At 38.5% G+C, this 16,160-nt stretch carries 13 protein-coding genes; 3 read left to right on the top strand and 10 right to left on the bottom strand.

Features of this window, described 5'->3' with window-relative positions; all coding sequences use genetic code 11:
- Positions 1-1,411: 1,411 nt before the first annotated feature.
- From HMPREF3002_RS04040 to HMPREF3002_RS04015, 6 genes are all read right to left on the bottom strand, one after another.
- Positions 1,412-2,485 carry a hypothetical protein gene (locus HMPREF3002_RS04040; RefSeq protein WP_070665355.1) on the bottom strand — a complete coding sequence of 358 codons (1,074 nt, stop codon included), beginning with the start codon at positions 2,483-2,485 and terminating at the stop codon, positions 1,412-1,414.
- Between the two features lie 139 nt (positions 2,486-2,624).
- Positions 2,625-3,932, bottom strand: coding sequence for a DUF5677 domain-containing protein (locus tag HMPREF3002_RS04035; RefSeq protein WP_256263415.1), 1,308 nt, complete (start codon positions 3,930-3,932; stop codon positions 2,625-2,627).
- A gap of 784 nt (positions 3,933-4,716) precedes the next feature.
- Positions 4,717-5,211, bottom strand: a complete 495-nt coding sequence (locus HMPREF3002_RS04030; protein WP_003001664.1) for a YkgJ family cysteine cluster protein — start codon at positions 5,209-5,211, stop codon at positions 4,717-4,719.
- Positions 5,212-5,295: 84 nt separating this feature from the next.
- Positions 5,296-5,940: a hypothetical protein gene (locus HMPREF3002_RS04025; RefSeq protein WP_070665354.1), complete on the bottom strand. Its 645-nt coding sequence runs from the start codon at positions 5,938-5,940 to the stop codon at positions 5,296-5,298.
- A 307-nt stretch (positions 5,941-6,247) separates the two neighbouring features.
- Complete coding sequence (gene lepA / locus HMPREF3002_RS04020; protein WP_009731117.1) at positions 6,248-8,074, bottom strand: translation elongation factor 4; 1,827 nt, start codon at positions 8,072-8,074, stop codon at positions 6,248-6,250.
- A 66-nt stretch (positions 8,075-8,140) separates the two neighbouring features.
- The gene (locus HMPREF3002_RS04015; protein ID WP_070665353.1) at positions 8,141-8,578 is read right to left on the bottom strand and encodes a GNAT family N-acetyltransferase; all 438 of its coding nucleotides are present in this window, start codon (positions 8,576-8,578) and stop codon (positions 8,141-8,143) included.
- A 195-nt stretch (positions 8,579-8,773) separates the two neighbouring features.
- Between HMPREF3002_RS04015 and HMPREF3002_RS04010 the strand changes: the two genes are divergently transcribed.
- Genes HMPREF3002_RS04010 through pepT form a run of 3 tightly spaced genes read left to right on the top strand, consistent with a single transcriptional unit; the run spans position 8,774 to position 11,570 of the window.
- Positions 8,774-9,529 carry a LexA family transcriptional regulator gene (locus tag HMPREF3002_RS04010; RefSeq protein ID WP_049486142.1) on the top strand — a complete coding sequence of 252 codons (756 nt, stop codon included), beginning with the start codon at positions 8,774-8,776 and terminating at the stop codon, positions 9,527-9,529.
- Positions 9,526-10,347: a Cof-type HAD-IIB family hydrolase gene (locus HMPREF3002_RS04005; protein WP_070665352.1), complete on the top strand. Its 822-nt coding sequence runs from the start codon at positions 9,526-9,528 to the stop codon at positions 10,345-10,347. Before HMPREF3002_RS04010 ends, HMPREF3002_RS04005 begins: the two co-directional genes overlap by 4 nt.
- 2 nt (positions 10,348-10,349) lie before the next feature.
- On the top strand, positions 10,350-11,570 hold the full coding sequence (pepT, locus tag HMPREF3002_RS04000) for a peptidase T (RefSeq protein WP_003011473.1): 1,221 nt from the start codon (positions 10,350-10,352) through the stop codon (positions 11,568-11,570).
- Positions 11,571-11,607: 37 nt separating this feature from the next.
- Here pepT and HMPREF3002_RS03995 read toward each other — a convergent pair whose 3' ends face one another.
- The 4 genes from HMPREF3002_RS03995 to pyrR all read right to left on the bottom strand — a co-directional run bounded on the left by HMPREF3002_RS03995 (position 11,608) and on the right by pyrR (position 16,048).
- Entirely contained in the window at positions 11,608-13,347 is a 1,740-nt protein-coding gene (locus tag HMPREF3002_RS03995; RefSeq protein ID WP_070665351.1) for an ATP-binding protein, read from the bottom strand.
- Positions 13,344-14,435, bottom strand: coding sequence for a carbamoyl phosphate synthase small subunit (locus HMPREF3002_RS03990; protein WP_024055662.1), 1,092 nt, complete (start codon positions 14,433-14,435; stop codon positions 13,344-13,346). The genes HMPREF3002_RS03995 and HMPREF3002_RS03990 overlap by 4 nt, the downstream gene beginning before the upstream one ends.
- Before the next feature lie 124 nt (positions 14,436-14,559).
- On the bottom strand, positions 14,560-15,483 hold the full coding sequence (locus HMPREF3002_RS03985; RefSeq protein WP_049523386.1) for an aspartate carbamoyltransferase catalytic subunit: 924 nt from the start codon (positions 15,481-15,483) through the stop codon (positions 14,560-14,562).
- Positions 15,484-15,529: 46 nt separating this feature from the next.
- The gene (gene pyrR, locus HMPREF3002_RS03980) at positions 15,530-16,048 is read right to left on the bottom strand and encodes a bifunctional pyr operon transcriptional regulator/uracil phosphoribosyltransferase PyrR (protein WP_049523388.1); all 519 of its coding nucleotides are present in this window, start codon (positions 16,046-16,048) and stop codon (positions 15,530-15,532) included.
- Positions 16,049-16,160 lie beyond the last annotated feature (112 nt).

Genomic DNA, 16,160 nt, shown 5'->3' with positions numbered 1-16,160 from the left:
AGGAAAATTTGATAGCTAGTGCCCTCCCGTTGCTGGATATCTTCTTAACTATTATAAAATGAATTATATAATCGTTAAGAAGAGTGTTAAAACAGAGTAATTTATTTCTCAAATTTAATTAAACAAAGATAGTTCAGTTTGCTGCATCGCCTCCTCGAATTACAAAAGCTTCCATATATTAAAAAGTACTAGAATAACAGGCCTAAAATTTTTTAAAATGAAATTTTTTTCGAGGTAAATACACTCTTTTTTAATCGAACCGTGAAATGATTCTATATAACTATTGTCGTATGAGAAACACTTATTGCTATACGAATGCTGAACACTGTGTTGTACAAGATAAGCATTGTATTCTATTTGAGTGAAGGAGGAACCTATCTGGTATAGTTCGCATACTCTAGGCATCTTGTAATTTTTTCAATAACTAAGCCTATTATAATATACCAGGGAAGACACCAAGCAATAATTTTCCAAGAATAAACATCTAAAATATTTGGTGAATAACATCAACTATCAGAAAATTTGTAGATATATGTAATATAAGTTACCCATTTTTGATTAATTTCGACCATTGAGAAATTACTTCTAACAAATTCGGGGATTCTTTGCAATTCTTGTTTAGGTGACGTAATAGGTCTCTCTTTATGATGATCGTTCAAATAGTAAAATTTTCAATCAGTTTTTTGTATTCATTTTTTAAGAAATCTATTAACCATTTTATATAAGTACACATGAATCTCGCAAGCAACATATCTCTTGGAAGAGGCGAGATAAGTGATGAAAGATCAAAATATTCTGTTTTACAAGTTTATTTCTTTTATCCCATTGTCTTGGGTGGTAGCTTATAAAGAAATTATAGATAGACTCTTAAACTTGGTCTAAGTACCACGTCATTTCAATATACGACTGATAACTAACGCAAAAATGATCAATTACTTAAAAGATATTAAAATTCGCAATAATCATTAAATTTTTTTGATTTCCTTTACAACTTACCTTCATTTTAACCGTTGCTTTGCGCATTTGTTGTTTATGAAGTAATATTCTCAGTTTTAGAGTTGCAACCTTTCCAAATCATTAGTATATGGTTTATTATCCCCCTGTATTCTTTGACCAGATATGAAACAGACTTGCTTTCTTCATGTAATAGAACAATAATTTTTTAGAACTCTACAGTATATTTTAAGCTCATTTGGATATTTTTTTTGTTCGATTCTATTCTACCAAAAAGGAGCAATCGACTCTAGTTGCTAAAGGAAAAACAATAAGTGATCTCATAAAATTATAGTCAGATATTAAAAAATAGCAATTATACAAAAACGTATAGGTGTTATTCGTTATTCCTTTAAAAAAGTTAATATTTTGTTGTATTGTTTACTATATTCATATGAAATATGAAAATTATTTCTTCTTATCCATTATTATCTAAAGGTTCATTAATGAACAAATCTAGGCAACTATTAATTTCTTTTGCAATATTTTCATGTGTTCCTAAAACATCCATATTTCTATATAAATCTTCTATCTTAAGATAAAAATTACGTAATAGCGCTTGTGACTTTATTGCTTCAACTGATAAATTTAAACCTTTTTTCCTGTACTCACACCATATCGTAAAGATAAACTTTGATTTTTTCAAATCTTCCTTCATAATATCATCTTGATTATTATACGAAATATGAATTAAAAGAAAATTATAATTCAAAAAACTCACCACACTAGAAAAAAATGGAAAAACATTAAAATAAAAAGAAGTTTGCAATATGTCTATGGCTTGACTAAAATACCCAAATAGAATAAATTTAAGTAATTGTATGTCATTCATATTGGATGGAATGATGTCTGAGAACTCCCTTTGATATTGTTTTATACGCTCTTTTATTGGCAATGAGGGATCATCCTCTTCAAAAAGCATTATTTGAGATATATGTTCAGCAATAACAACAGCATTTACATCATAGCACTCATTTGATTTTGTGAAATCATTCTCTTTCACAAAAAAATATTTTATAAATGGCATAACATCAATTTTTTTTTCATTTATAAAGGAATAAAGAAATCTTAATGGAACTATGTAAAAATTTGGTATCTCTTTTTCCAACAAAATTAGTGAATTATCAATTATTTTGATCACTTTATTTTTTAATATTCTTAGATAAGTTTCAAAATGTAGTATTGTATCTTCACTTCTAATTGCTTCTAAATAAGACAAAAGCGGATCATCATATATTTGATATTTTCCTATCACAAAAAAAATATTATTTTCTGTATTTTCGATGTTAAATTTAGATGTAGCAGTGAAAAAGTACGTATTAGTTTTATTAAAAACGTATTGGCTAGCTATTTCTATAACTCTTCTTTTTTTAAACCAAAAATTCCTTATTTTATCTAAATGGTAGCCTACGTCTTCAGTATCAAAATCTGCTCTTATACTATTCAATAACTTAGCATATTCCGTTTGGGTTTTATTTAGTTTATCTAGCATTTGCTTCCTCGTTAGGTATTGGAAATATTTCTTTAATAACTGATAAATGTTTTTTTAGGACAATATCTATATCACTACTAACATCTGGTAATTCTTGAATGTCATCTATATCAGGAATTCCATGAAATTGATGACCTGGTTAATTACATTTCAGAATTGAACTTTCTCTAATAGCCCCCCATAGTCCGTGTTCAAATTGAGAATCGTAATCATATTGATAGCTATATAAATCTTTTTCTCCTACTTTTTCAAATTTATTTTTTATATTACCTGATCCAAAATATCTTGTATCCATATCAATAAATTCTTTATTTATAAACTCGGACACCAATAAATTTAAATACTGAAAATTAACATGAGATGGTGGTGATTCAGGTGAATGTTCTATGTAACGTTCTGAAATCAACTTATAGCTACCAATCCCATAGTATTGATACTCTTCCCAAATATTTTCATGAGAATCCTCTTCAGTAATTAAGTATTTTGTCATAACATAATTTTCAATACATGATCTTACTATTGAACGCCCTGATATTGTATATTGCAATTCATGATTAATTAACTCTAGTAACCGTTTATATGAATAAGTTAAGATGCTAGTTAAAACATAAAGTTTGTTATTAAAGTGTTCTATATTTTGTAATAATTCCCTATAGTATTGTAATACTTGATATACCTCTCTTCTTATCTCTTGTAAATCTACATTATTTTCTTTGTTAATAATCACTGAGAACACCTCACAATCTATTAATTGACTTATATTATTCCAAAATTGATTACTAAAACTATAATCTATATCTTCAGCCAACGATATAGCAACTTCCAAGGAACGTATCTGTGAGCCTATCAAAGCTATCTCCGGTGCTTCTACTTCTAAATCCGGATATATTTCTAAAGCATCCATCATTTGAAACATTGAATCGTTAAAAACCAACTTACCTTGTAACATCTTATAGTACAGCTTAAAATATCTTATGTCTGTTGACATTTGACTATATTGGTCTGTTATTTCATCTAATAATTCATTCAATCTCTTTAGCCTATTTTCAAAAGAATAGTTATTAGTATAGAATCTCTTCGTCAATACTTTTTCATTATCGGGTAAAACTATAGTTAAGGGGGCAAATTCTGAGAGATCAAAATACAACTCCATTATATCTATTATCTTTAGCTTGTCCTCATCTTCTAAATCCAGTAATGTGCTAATTGTAAGCAAAGGCATATTATTTTCAGTGTCAAATACTTCTAAGAGCTTATTCAAAAACATCATGATGCTCTTCATACTATCCGTTCTATTTCCAGATAGCAACACTAAACCAATCCACATATAATCTGGTCCTTTTGAATGCAACCAATCAGACTGTTTGTCCAAAGGAGTCACCATTTGACTAAACTTAGATTTAAAAACACCTCTTATTAAATCATGTTCATTTAATTTACTAAACATTTCACACCTCGTTGTTTCTCACCTAGGTATAGAATATCACGATATAAAATTTTTGCAAATAAAAAGAAAGGAACAACAAAATTTTTGTTCCTTCTTTGTATTGCTACATCTACTTTCCTTTGGTTATTTTCTTGATTAATTTATAATTGCTTTAATTTATTGGTTCACAAACTATACACTTCTATAACTTAGTATATTTTTCAAAAATTTTCATATGTTAGAGAAGATTAATTAAGTAATTCGATTTTAAAAATTTTAAGCTATATGAATGCTAGTTTTAAAACAGTAAAGATGTAGTAAACAGAAACATTTTATAATGGAAGCCTTTAATACAATTGTTAGAAAACTTCAGAATTACAATGAAGTCGATTGAAAGACTTTTACTAAATAGAATTTGAGATACTTTTAGTAAATTAGAACTTACAATTTTTTCTTAAATCTATAATACTTTAAAATTATACATAAATTTATAAAATCATTAGTTCATATTTTCCAGAATCTGAAGATCCAAACTTGTACTATTATTAAATATAATCTAATAAAAGTTTAGGAAATATTCTATGTCCCCAATAAATCTCATTTTTATGATAATTACGTTAATTTCATTATAAGTATCATGTGCTTTATATCCAATAAACGTAGCTCCATAATAACTATAAAACTTTAAAACTACAAAATATTTGAATTTTAATTAACAATATAATTTTTAGAAAATAAAATTTAATCTACTAATAAATTACAACAAGAGAATTTAAACAGTTAAAAAGCAAAAATGTATATGCCATTACAAACGATCCTTCAATTTTTCTACAAATAAATAAGCCGCTGGGCAAGTGAGGGTATTCTTGATGGTCAGATGGTTGATCTGATAAATCTTCTTGCGATCTGTGTGAGGGAATTCCCGACAAGCTTTTGGGCGAACATCATAAATCGAACAGAGATTATCTCCACCCAAGAAAGGACAAGGCATGGATTTAAAAACCTTGTCCCCATCTTCATCAACCTGAAGAAATTCTGCCTCAAAGGCAGGAAGCTTCATCTTGAAATATTTGGCGATTCGTGTGATATCGGCTTCCTTAAAATCAGGCCCTAAGGTCTTACAGCAATTAGCACAAGCGGTACAATCGATTTCTTGGAACACTTCATCGTGAATTTCTTGCGCTATTTTGTCTAAATTCTTAGGTGGCTTCTTCTTGAGATTCGCCAATACCTTGCGGTGCTCCTTTTGCTTTTGGAGAGCTAACTGATGGTATTTTTCAATATCAATTTCCTGTGTCATCCTCTATTTCCTCTTTTAAACAATAGAAGCATTATACCACAAAGAACGTGAAAAAAGATAGATCTTGCGATCTATCTCACTTGATTAATCCGTTACAGCACCTGTTCCATCTAGACTCCAAGTGTCTTCAATGAATGGGATAAAGGTTTTCAAGGTTTCTGCATCCCCTTCAAAAGAAATGGTATAAACTTTTTCACCCTTCTGGAAGATCCAAGAAATCAGGTATTGACCAGATTTCATGACAATTTGAAGCTGGTAGGCGTCCAGACCTGCGACTTTAGTCCGCGCTCCCGTCATCTTTCCAACATCTTGGTTATCTTGCCACATTACGGCCAGTTTCTTGGCTAGAAATTCAGCATTAAACTCGATATCCGCAGGAACTTTGGCCTTTTCCCGCGTAAAGCTGTTCAAGGTGACAATATTATAGCCACTCCCATCCGTATACTGGACAGCTTCTGTCCCATCGATATCCGTGAACTTGAACCATTTACTTGGAATATCGATGTATCCATAATCTGCATTTCCAATCCGCTTGGTTTCTTGACTGGAAGTGTTTTTCTTTGTAGAAGCAGTATCCTTTGACGAAGAGCTGCTTGTTTGCTTTTCGACTTTGCTGCTACTCTCTTTTGTAGAAGAAGCTGCTGTGTCCTTTTTAGTGGTGTGACTACAAGCCATTAATGTGCAGGTAGAAAGAATCGTCAGTGATGTGACCCATAATTTGTGTTTCATGCTCAACCTCCTTGAGAACGTTTTCTTTCCTCTAGTCTACCATGAAAGTGGGTATTTTAAAATAGGATAAGTGTCACATCTGATGGAACCTTTCTATTTCAGTTTATTTCTTTTGGACCTAAAACAAAGGGCTGGGACAAAAGTCCTAGCCTCTCAATTGTTTTTGGATGTCGAGCAAGATGCAGTGGTTGAGTGGGCTCTAATACGCTGATTTCATCAGCTTTTACAGCCCTACTCAACTGTGCGGATGTGGGACGATGAAATCGAATTCTAACGAATTACCGATTTCTGTCCCACTCTCTAAATGTTATTCTTCATCCATTGACAAGACAGATAAGAAGGCTTCCTGGGGTACTTCTACAGATCCAATGGCCTTCATCCGTTTCTTACCAGCCTTTTGTTTTTCAAGAAGCTTACGTTTCCGTGAGACGTCCCCACCATAACACTTGGCCAAGACGTTCTTACGAAGGGCCTTGATATCTGTACGGGCCACGATCTTATGACCGATGGCTGCTTGGATAGGCACTTCAAACTGTTGACGAGGGATAATCTTCTTGAGTTTCTCAACGATCAACTTACCACGTTCATAGGCAAAGTCCTTGTGAACGATAAAGCTGAGGGCGTCGACAGTATCGCCATTGAGAAGGATATCCATTTTGACCAATTTAGAAGGACGGTATTCAGACAACTCATAGTCAAAGCTCGCATAGCCACGAGTAGAGGATTTCAATTTATCAAAGAAATCAAAGACAATTTCCGCCAGTGGAATTTGATAGATGACATTCACCCGATTTTCATCGATGTAATCCATGGTCACAAAGTCCCCACGTTTCCGTTGAGCCAATTCCATCACAGCCCCTACAAACTCTTGTGGCACCATGATTTGTGCTTTGACATACGGTTCTTCGATCGATGCGATCTTGGTTGGATCTGGAAACTCAGAAGGGTTTGAGACATCCAGTGCTTCTCCATCTGTCAAATTGACCTTGTAGATAACAGACGGTGCTGTCATGATCAAGTCAATGTTGAACTCACGCTCCAAGCGCTCCTGGATAACGTCCATATGAAGGAGACCCAAGAAACCACAACGGAAACCAAAACCAAGGGCCTGAGAAGTTTCGGGTTCAAATTGAAGACTGGCGTCATTCAATTGCAATTTTTCCAAAGCTTCACGAAGATCATTGTATTTGTTGGATTCAATCGGGTAAAGACCGGCAAAGACCATTGGATTCATTTGCTTGTATCCATGTAGGGGCTCACTTGCCGGATTAGTCGCTAGGGTCACCGTATCCCCGACACGGGTATCCGCAACGGTCTTGATAGAGGCCGCAATATAGCCAACGTCTCCAGTCGCAAGGAAATCACGTCCAACTGCTTTAGGAGTAAAGATCCCAACTTCTGTGACATCAAAGGTCTTGCCATTGCTCATGAGCTGGATCTTATCGCCTGGTTTAACCATTCCATTGACCACTCGGACCTGAAGGATCACCCCACGATAGGCATCATATACAGAGTCAAAGATCAAGGCTTGAAGAGGGGCTTCAACATCACCGGTCGGTGCTGGAACTTTCTCAACGATCTGCTCCAAAATTTCTTCAATCCCGATACCAGCCTTGGCAGAAGCTAGGACAGCTTCACTGGCATCCAAGCCGATGACATCTTCTACTTCCGTGCGCACACGTTCTGGATCCGCAGCTGGCAAGTCAATCTTGTTAATGACTGGCAGGATTTCCAAATCGTTGTCCAAAGCAAGGTAAACATTGGCTAGGGTCTGGGCTTCAATCCCTTGAGCGGCATCCACTACGAGAATAGCTCCCTCACAAGCAGCGAGCGAACGCGAAACCTCATAGGTAAAGTCCACGTGTCCTGGTGTGTCAATCAAGTGGAAGATATAGGTTTCCCCATCTTTGGCTGTGTAGTTCAACTCGATGGCATTGAGCTTGATGGTAATTCCACGTTCCCGTTCCAGGTCCATACTATCTAAAAGTTGGGCTTGCATCTCCCGACTAGACACGGTTTCGGTTTTTTCTAAGATTCGATCGGCCAAGGTTGACTTTCCATGGTCAATATGGGCGATGATCGAGAAGTTCCGAATCTTCTCTTGTCGTTTTTTTAATTCTTCAAAATTTGGCATAATCATCTTCCTAGTAAATTTAATCGTACTCCTCATTATAACAAAAAAGACAGGCCTTTGCCTATCTTAATTCATTATTTTCAAAAATCGCTTCTGCGTTTTATTTCCCTCATAACCTATTCGTTCGTAAAAGAGATGGGCTTCTTTTCGATGAGAGGCAGAATTTAAACGGATAAAAGCATAATGCTTGCTTTTGGCAAGTTCTTCAACTCGCTCCATCAATTGGCGACCGATCCCACGTCCTTGTGCAGATGGAAAAACCGCAAGACCCAAAATATTTAAACCAGCATCACTATAGAGGCTTTCATAGACTTCCGCTTCCACATAACCAAGAATATTTCCTGTTTGGTCCTCTTCATAAACAAAGCAAAAATGATCCGAATCTGGCGAATTAAATTTATCGATCTGAGCTGCCACTTTCTCAAGGGTTGAATCATACCCCAATGCTTGGTGACATAAATCTCTAATTTGACCTGCATCTTTGACTTGAACAGTACGAATCATAGCTCCACCTCCATGAACTCTTTGGTTTTATCTTAGACCTTTTTCCTCAAAAAGTAAAGGAATAGCAGATAAAATTTATAAAGAAAATCCGATTTAGATCAAATTCATCTTTTTTCGCATTTCTCAGGGATTTCTATTTACTTTTTCGATTTAATTCATTATAATAGTAAGGGTAAATACAAGGAGGTGAGTACGTTGGCCAGAGGTCGTGGAAAAGCAAGCCCTCAAGACAAAGAGGCATTACGGATTATATCGGAAAAGATTAGAGAATTACTGAAAGAACAAGGAAAAAAGCAGATCGAATTATCTCGTATTACTGGAATCCCTGCAAGTACCCTAACTGGATATGTAAAAGGGACTTCTCTTCCCGTTCCCGAAAATTTAGAGAAGATTGCAGCCTTTTTCCAGGTAGCAGTTGCTGATATTGACCCTCGATTGCGCAATGATTTTGTAGTCATTGATTCAGAGATTGAACGATTATATAAACAGCTTGATGAAGGAAATCAAGAAAATCTTCTTTCTTACGGAAAGAGTCTCTTGACCCATCAGAAAGAAAGACAGAAAATTGAAAAGCAATACCACTCGTATTCTGTCTATGATTCTTTTGCAGCTTACCAAAATCAGAAGCAAGCTGATATCGTTTGGTTTGATCAAAAGATTCCTTACGATTTGGCTTTTTGGATTCATACGGATTCCCTCGAGCCTAAATACGAAAAAGGGGCTGTTGTCTTAATCAAGCAAACCTATTATGATCAGGCAGGGGCTATTTATGCCATTGATTTTGATGGGCAAACGTTGATCAAACGTGTCTTTCGTGAGGCCAACGGTATTCGACTGGTTTCCCTTAATAAGAAATATAGTGATCAAATCATTCCACTAGATGAGGAACCTGGGGTGATTGGAAAAGTGATTGATGGCTTTGTTCCTCTTGATTTGGAGGAAATCAAATGATTCGATTAATTGCGATTGACTTGGACGGAACCCTCTTACATGAGGATAAGACTCTATCTAAAGGTAATATTGAAGCTCTTCACCGGGCCCATGAAGCCGGCTATGACATTGTGATCTGTACGGGGCGTCCATTAGCGGGTGTACGGCCTATCTTTGAAGAGATTGGTCTTCCGGATGGTAACTACTATATGATTATCAATAACGGGTGTACAACCTTGTCCACTAAGAATTGGGAAATCATCGGCAAGGAAGAGTTGAGCCTTGAGGATATGCACCGGTTGCATGTTTTGACGGAAGATACAGATGTCCAGCTAACCTTATTTGACATGGATCACTACCTAGTGGTCGCACCTGAAGCCAGTGAAATTGTCACGATGGATGCGGGCATTGTTAATAGTAAACCGACACCTGTCTCAGAAGAAGATCTACCCAACCTTGTTCCTATTTTTCAAGCCATGTATGTAGGAGATCCTTCTGCTATTGATGCCTTCCAAGCTCAGCACGAGGCTGCGTTGGAAGCCGATTTTAACACTGTTCGTTCACAGGATATCTTGTTTGAAATCTTGCCAAAAGGAGCTAGCAAGGCTTCTGCTCTTCAAGCATTAAGCCAAACATTAGGCTACAGGAGAGACCAGGTCATGGCTCTTGGAGATGCCAATAATGACCTTGAAATGCTACGTTTTGCTGGTTACAGCGTCGCTATGGGAAATGGAAATACTGCTGTCAAGGAAATCGCAGACTTCATCACCCTGACCAATGATGAGGATGGCGTGGCCCATGCTATTCACAAATTAATTGAAACTGAAAAAGGAGAATGACCATGAAATACCAAAATTTGTTGGACCGTTTTATTACCTATGTAAAGGTTAACACACGTTCAGACGAAAACTCTACAACCACTCCAAGTACCCAATCACAGGTTGATTTTGCAACAAATGTATTGATCCCTGAGATGAAACGCGTGGGTCTTCAAAACGTCTACTATTTGCCAAACGGCTATGCTATTGGAACGCTTCCAGCTAATGATCCAAGCTTTACACGCAAGATTGGATTTATCTCTCACATGGATACCGCTGACTTCAATGCCGAAAATGTCAATCCACAAATCGTTGAGAATTATGATGGGGGTGTCATTGCCCTTGGTGACTCTGGTTTCACACTCGATCCAGCCGATTTTGCTCATTTGAACAACTACAAGGGACAAACCTTGATCACGACGGATGGTACTACTCTTCTGGGTGCAGACGATAAGTCAGGTATCGCTGAAATCATGACAGCTATTGAATACCTGACAGCTCATCCTGAAATCAAACACGGAGAAATCCGTGTCGGCTTTGGTCCAGATGAAGAAATCGGAGTTGGGGCAGATCAATTTGATGCAGAGGATTTTGACGTAGACTTTGCCTATACTGTCGATGGGGGTCCTCTTGGAGAGCTTCAATACGAAACCTTCTCAGCAGCTGGGGCTGAAATTACCTTCAAAGGACGCAATGTCCACCCAGGTACAGCCAAAGGTCAAATGATCAACGCTCTTCAATTGGCCATTGATTTCCATAACAAACTCCCTGAAGGAGCACGTCCAGAATTAACCGAAGGCTATGAAGGCTTCTACCACTTGATGAACATCGATGGAACTGTCGAGGAAGCAAGTGCTAGCTACATCATTCGGGACTTTGAAACTGAAAGCTTTGAGAAACGCAAAGACCTCATGAAATCTATTGCTGATCAGATGAATGCGGAACTCGGTAGCGAACGCGTTCTCCTCACCCTCAAAGATCAGTATTACAACATGAAGCAAGTGATTGAAAAAGATATGACACCGATTACCCTTGCTAAGGAAGTCATGGAAGATCTTGGAATCACTCCAATCATTGAACCAATCCGCGGTGGTACAGATGGATCTAAAATTTCCTTTATGGGGATTCCAACACCAAATATCTTTGCCGGTGGCGAAAACATGCATGGTCGCTTTGAATACGTAAGTCTCCAAACCATGGAACGCGCAGTTGATACCATTATCGGTATTGTGACCAAAAAATAAGAAACAAAAAAGGATTCGGATAGATTGTCCGGATCCTTTATTGTCTATTAGAAAGCTTGATAATATCTTTGACCTGATCAATTTTCTGAATCAGGTGAAGGCTTGTCTCATTAATAGGAAGATAATAGATTTTATCTGCCAAAGATTCTGTAAAAGGACGATTCGTGACTAAGATCACCTGTTGTCCTTTTTCTTTCAGCTCTTTCACTTGCTTTCTCACCTTTTGGTAAAAATGCTCATCGCAGATTTCTAGATCATCCACCAAGACACAAGCAGCGTCCAAACCCAATGATTCATTGGTTCCGTTTTGGGTCAGATAATAGGCTGCTCCCGCTTTGACCTCATATAAGCCAGCTGATGGCTCAACCGGAAGAAAGGCTGGGCTTGTTGCAACTTCTGCTGCTTTTTCCATTGCTACAAGGTTGGCTAGGACCTGCAAATAAACTGGTGCTAATTTACTCAAATCCAAGAGTTCCTCAAACTCAAAACCACGTTTCAAAGCTTCTAAGATATAGAAGAGCCGGTGGGGCATATGACGAGCAATTTTCTGGATTAATTCATCATCGCTCATTTCCTCAGGAAGGATGGTCAGCAAGTTCTTATCTTTAATGGTTTCTAAGGCTTGTTGATAAGCTTCATCGATTCTCTTCCCAAATCCATAAACTGCCCCATAAGAGTGAATTTGGGTATTGAGGCGGGCATTTTTAGCAGCATCAGAAAAAATCGGGATCTTAAAGAAGATATAGTCCAAACTCGGTTCGTAAACGGCCTTTAAATCCTTTAATAAGGGATGAGGCAAATGCTCGAGAGAGCGCCCTAATTGTAACTGAACTCCTTGCTCAAACAAGGAATAGCCCAAGCCCATAGAGGCCATCGAGATACTATCGGAAGCAAATGGATTAACCTCTAGAATATAAAAAGCATAGCTCGTCGGATCAAGAGCAAACTTGATCGAAATGGCTCCTGTCAGCTTCAAATAGCGACTGATGTGGATCGCTGCTTCTCGAAGATTTTGAAACTCTCGGTCAGTCAGGGTGACAGCTGGCATAAATTGATAAGAGTCACTAGAGTGGATCCCGACAGGATCAATGCTTTCAATAGAGGCCGCCAGGTAGTGATTGTCTTCACGATCGCGCATGACGACAAAATCCAATTCCTTAAAGCCATAGGTCGAAAACTCTAGCAAACACTGCTGACTTGGAGAGACTGAAAGTCCCGTTTCCACTGCTTCGCACAGGTCATCTAGATTATGAGCAATCTTTCGTCCCTGCCCTTGCTTACTCGCTACCGGCCAGATCATAATGGGAAATTGAATGCCTTCAGAAAACTCGATGGCTTCTCGAACAGAACCGACCAGGGCGGAAGCGGGTACCTGATAGCCCAACTCTTGAAAAAGGCGTCGTTGGTCCGCCTGCTGATAAAAGGTCCGGTAGCGTTGAAGACTCGGACCGACAATCATGATCGATGCTTCTTTGAAAAATCCAGTTTCTTCCAATCGGAACAAGAGATTTAAAATCTGTTTATCCGCAAAAGCTAGGAGCAAGCGAGATCCAGTACAAGAAAGAAGAGTCGTCCTAAGAGCATCCAGCTTGAGCTTGCTGACCACAACCTGTTCTCCAGCTTCTTGTGTGATAGTATTTTCTTCGCCCAGATAAAGGACAAGAGCATTCCCGTCCTTGGCATTGAGTTTTTGGGCTTCATTTACCGCAGCCAAGAGGCTAATATCCTGATAAGAATCTCCACATAGGAGAAGCAATTTCTGGTTTTGTTTCATTATTCCTTCTCCCTTCTACTTTCGTGAATTTTGGCATCAATCAACTCTAAAAATTCATCGTAAAAATAGAGATTTTCCCTTGGCCCTGGACTAGCATCCACTTGGAATTGAACCCCTAAAATCGGTTGGTAACGATGGCGAAAAGCTTCGATACTATGGTCATTGACGTTTTCATGCGTGACCAATAAATCATGGGGTAGGCTATCGCGTGCGATACTATACAAGTGATTTTGACTCGTTATCTCGATTTTTCCTGTCGCAATTTCACGAACAGGAATATTTAATCCGAAGTGTCCAACTTCCATAGGAGCTAGCTCCGCTCCATAAGCTTGAGCCAGTACCTGTGCTCCCAAGCCCATGCCCCAGATCGGAATCTGTCCATTGAGCTTTTTGATCAAGCGGCAGAGTTTTTTTACCTGATGGGGATCGCCAGGCCCACTAGATAAAATAACGCCATCGGGCTGCTGTTCCATCAGTTCATCATAAGAGATATCATAGGGATAGACCGTGACATTACAGTCCCTTTGACTCAGCTGGCGCAAGACAGAGTGCTTGACCCCTAGATCGATCAAGGCAATACTCTTTCCAAAACCTGGTACAGCATAGGCCGTTTTTGTCGAGACTTGACGCACTTGGTCTTTGGGAAGCACTGTCGCTCGCAACTGATCCAGGATATGCTCGATTGAATCCCCCTTGTTAATGACAGTCGCCTTCATCCGTCCATACTTGCGCACAATTTTTGCCACCTGTCTCGTATCAATCCCTACAATACCAGGGATTTTTTTTCGCTTCAAGAATTCATCCAAGGTCATCTGCTGCCGCCAATTGCTTGGCATCTCCACCAGATGCTGAACGACTACTGCTAAACAAGTGGGCGTAATGGATTCAGAATCATCTCGATTGATCCCTGTTGCGCCAATAACTGGAAAGGTAAAGGAGAGGATCTGGCCACTAAAAGCCTGATCCGTGATCAATTCTTGATAGCCTGTCATGGCTGTCGTAAAGACCAATTCACCAGTCACATATAAGTCTGCACCAAAGGCTTCCCCTTCAAATACAGTCCCATCCTCTAGGACCAATAATCGTTTCATCGAACCCCTCCCTTCTTTTACACTAGTCCAATTTTATCATAGTTCCTCAAAAAAAGGAAAGTCAGATTCCATGTAGCTCTCTACTCTGTCCTCTTCCTTTCCTTTCAATGAATGGTCAGTTATCTTATTTTGCACCGCGACCTTTAAGGACGGCTTCAATGATGGCCATACGGACAAAGACACCGTTGGTCATTTGTTCTACGATACGTGATTTAGGAGCTTCTACCAAGTGGTCCGCAATTTCAACGTCACGGTTGACTGGTGCTGGGTGCATCAAGATCGCTGTATCTTTCATACGCTCATAACGTTCTTGAGTCAAGCCATGAAGACGGTGGTAGTTTTCTTTAGAGAAGAGTGATTCGTAATCATGACGTTCATGTTGCACACGCAAGAACATCATCACATCTACTTCTTCAATGACTTCATCGATAGTGACGAAACTTCCATAGTCTTCAAATTCCGCACTTCTCCATTCGTCTGGACCTGCAAAGTAAAGGGTTGCTCCCAAACGTTTCAAGATTTGCATATTTGATTTTGCCACACGTGAATGATCCAAGTCCCCAGCGATACAAACTTTCAAGCCATCAAAGTGACCGAATTCTTGGTAAATGGTCATCAAATCAAGCAAGCTTTGGCTTGGGTGTTGACCTGAACCGTCTCCACCATTGACGATAGAGGCTGTGATCGTTGGGCTTTCAACCAATTCTTTGTAGTAGTCCACTTCAGGATGACGGATGACACAGACATCTACTCCAAGAGCTGACATGGTCAAGATGGTATCGTAAAGTGTTTCCCCTTTGTTCACAGAGCTTGTCTTCACATCAAAGTCAAGGAGATCACATCCCAATTTCAACTCTGCCACTTCAAAGGCTTTGTGGGTACGAGTTGAAGGTTCAAAGAAAAGGTTTGAGATGATGTGTTGGTCTTCGTAGGATGCTTTAGCTCCGTTTTTGAACTCAATCCCACGTTTGATCAATGCCATTACTTCTTCATTGGTAAGAGTTTCCATTGAGACAAGGTTTTTAAGAGCGATTTGATTTTCAGACATGTTGATTCTCCTTTTATAATGTGAATGCAAATAGTTTACAATTTATTTAAGCTTCTCTGATGAGGACGCGGTCTTGACCGTCTAGCTCCACCATCTCGACAATGATTTCCTCTGACTTACTTGTCGGGATATTTTTCCCAACAAAGTCCGGACGAATCGGCAACTCCCGATGCCCACGGTCGACTAGAACCGCAAGACTCACTCGAGCAGGACGACCGTGACTGACCAAATTGTCAATGGCAGCGCGTATCGTGCGACCTGTATAGAGGACATCATCGATCAAAATGACTTCTCTATGAGCGATATCAACTGGTAAGACCGTTGTATCCTCAGTCGCCTTCATGTCATCTCGGAAAGGCTTGGTATCTAGTTCTGCTACAGGGACATCGATTTGTTCCAGCTGAGAGAGGCGTTCTTGGATCCGGCGAGCGATGTAAACACCACGCGTCTTGATCCCCACCAGCACAATCTGGCTCAAATCTTTGTTTCGTTCAATGATTTCGTAGGTGATCCGGGTAATGGCCCGTTTCATCGTCAAATCATCAACGACTTCTTTGGTTTTCATTCAGTCCTCCTTAATTGTAAAAGAAAAACCTCCTTTTTCAAGGAGGTTCAGCAAATGAATGGTCTAAGAGGATAGAGTCTCGCCCTATGGTCCTAGCCATTGTTTTTCACAG

It is taken from the genome of Streptococcus sp. HMSC065E03 (assembly GCF_001815045.1).
Classification (GTDB): Bacteria; Bacillota; Bacilli; order Lactobacillales; family Streptococcaceae; genus Streptococcus; species Streptococcus parasanguinis_AD.
The sequence above is the reverse complement of the archived record's forward strand: the minus strand, read 5'-3'. Positions and strand labels throughout refer to the sequence as shown.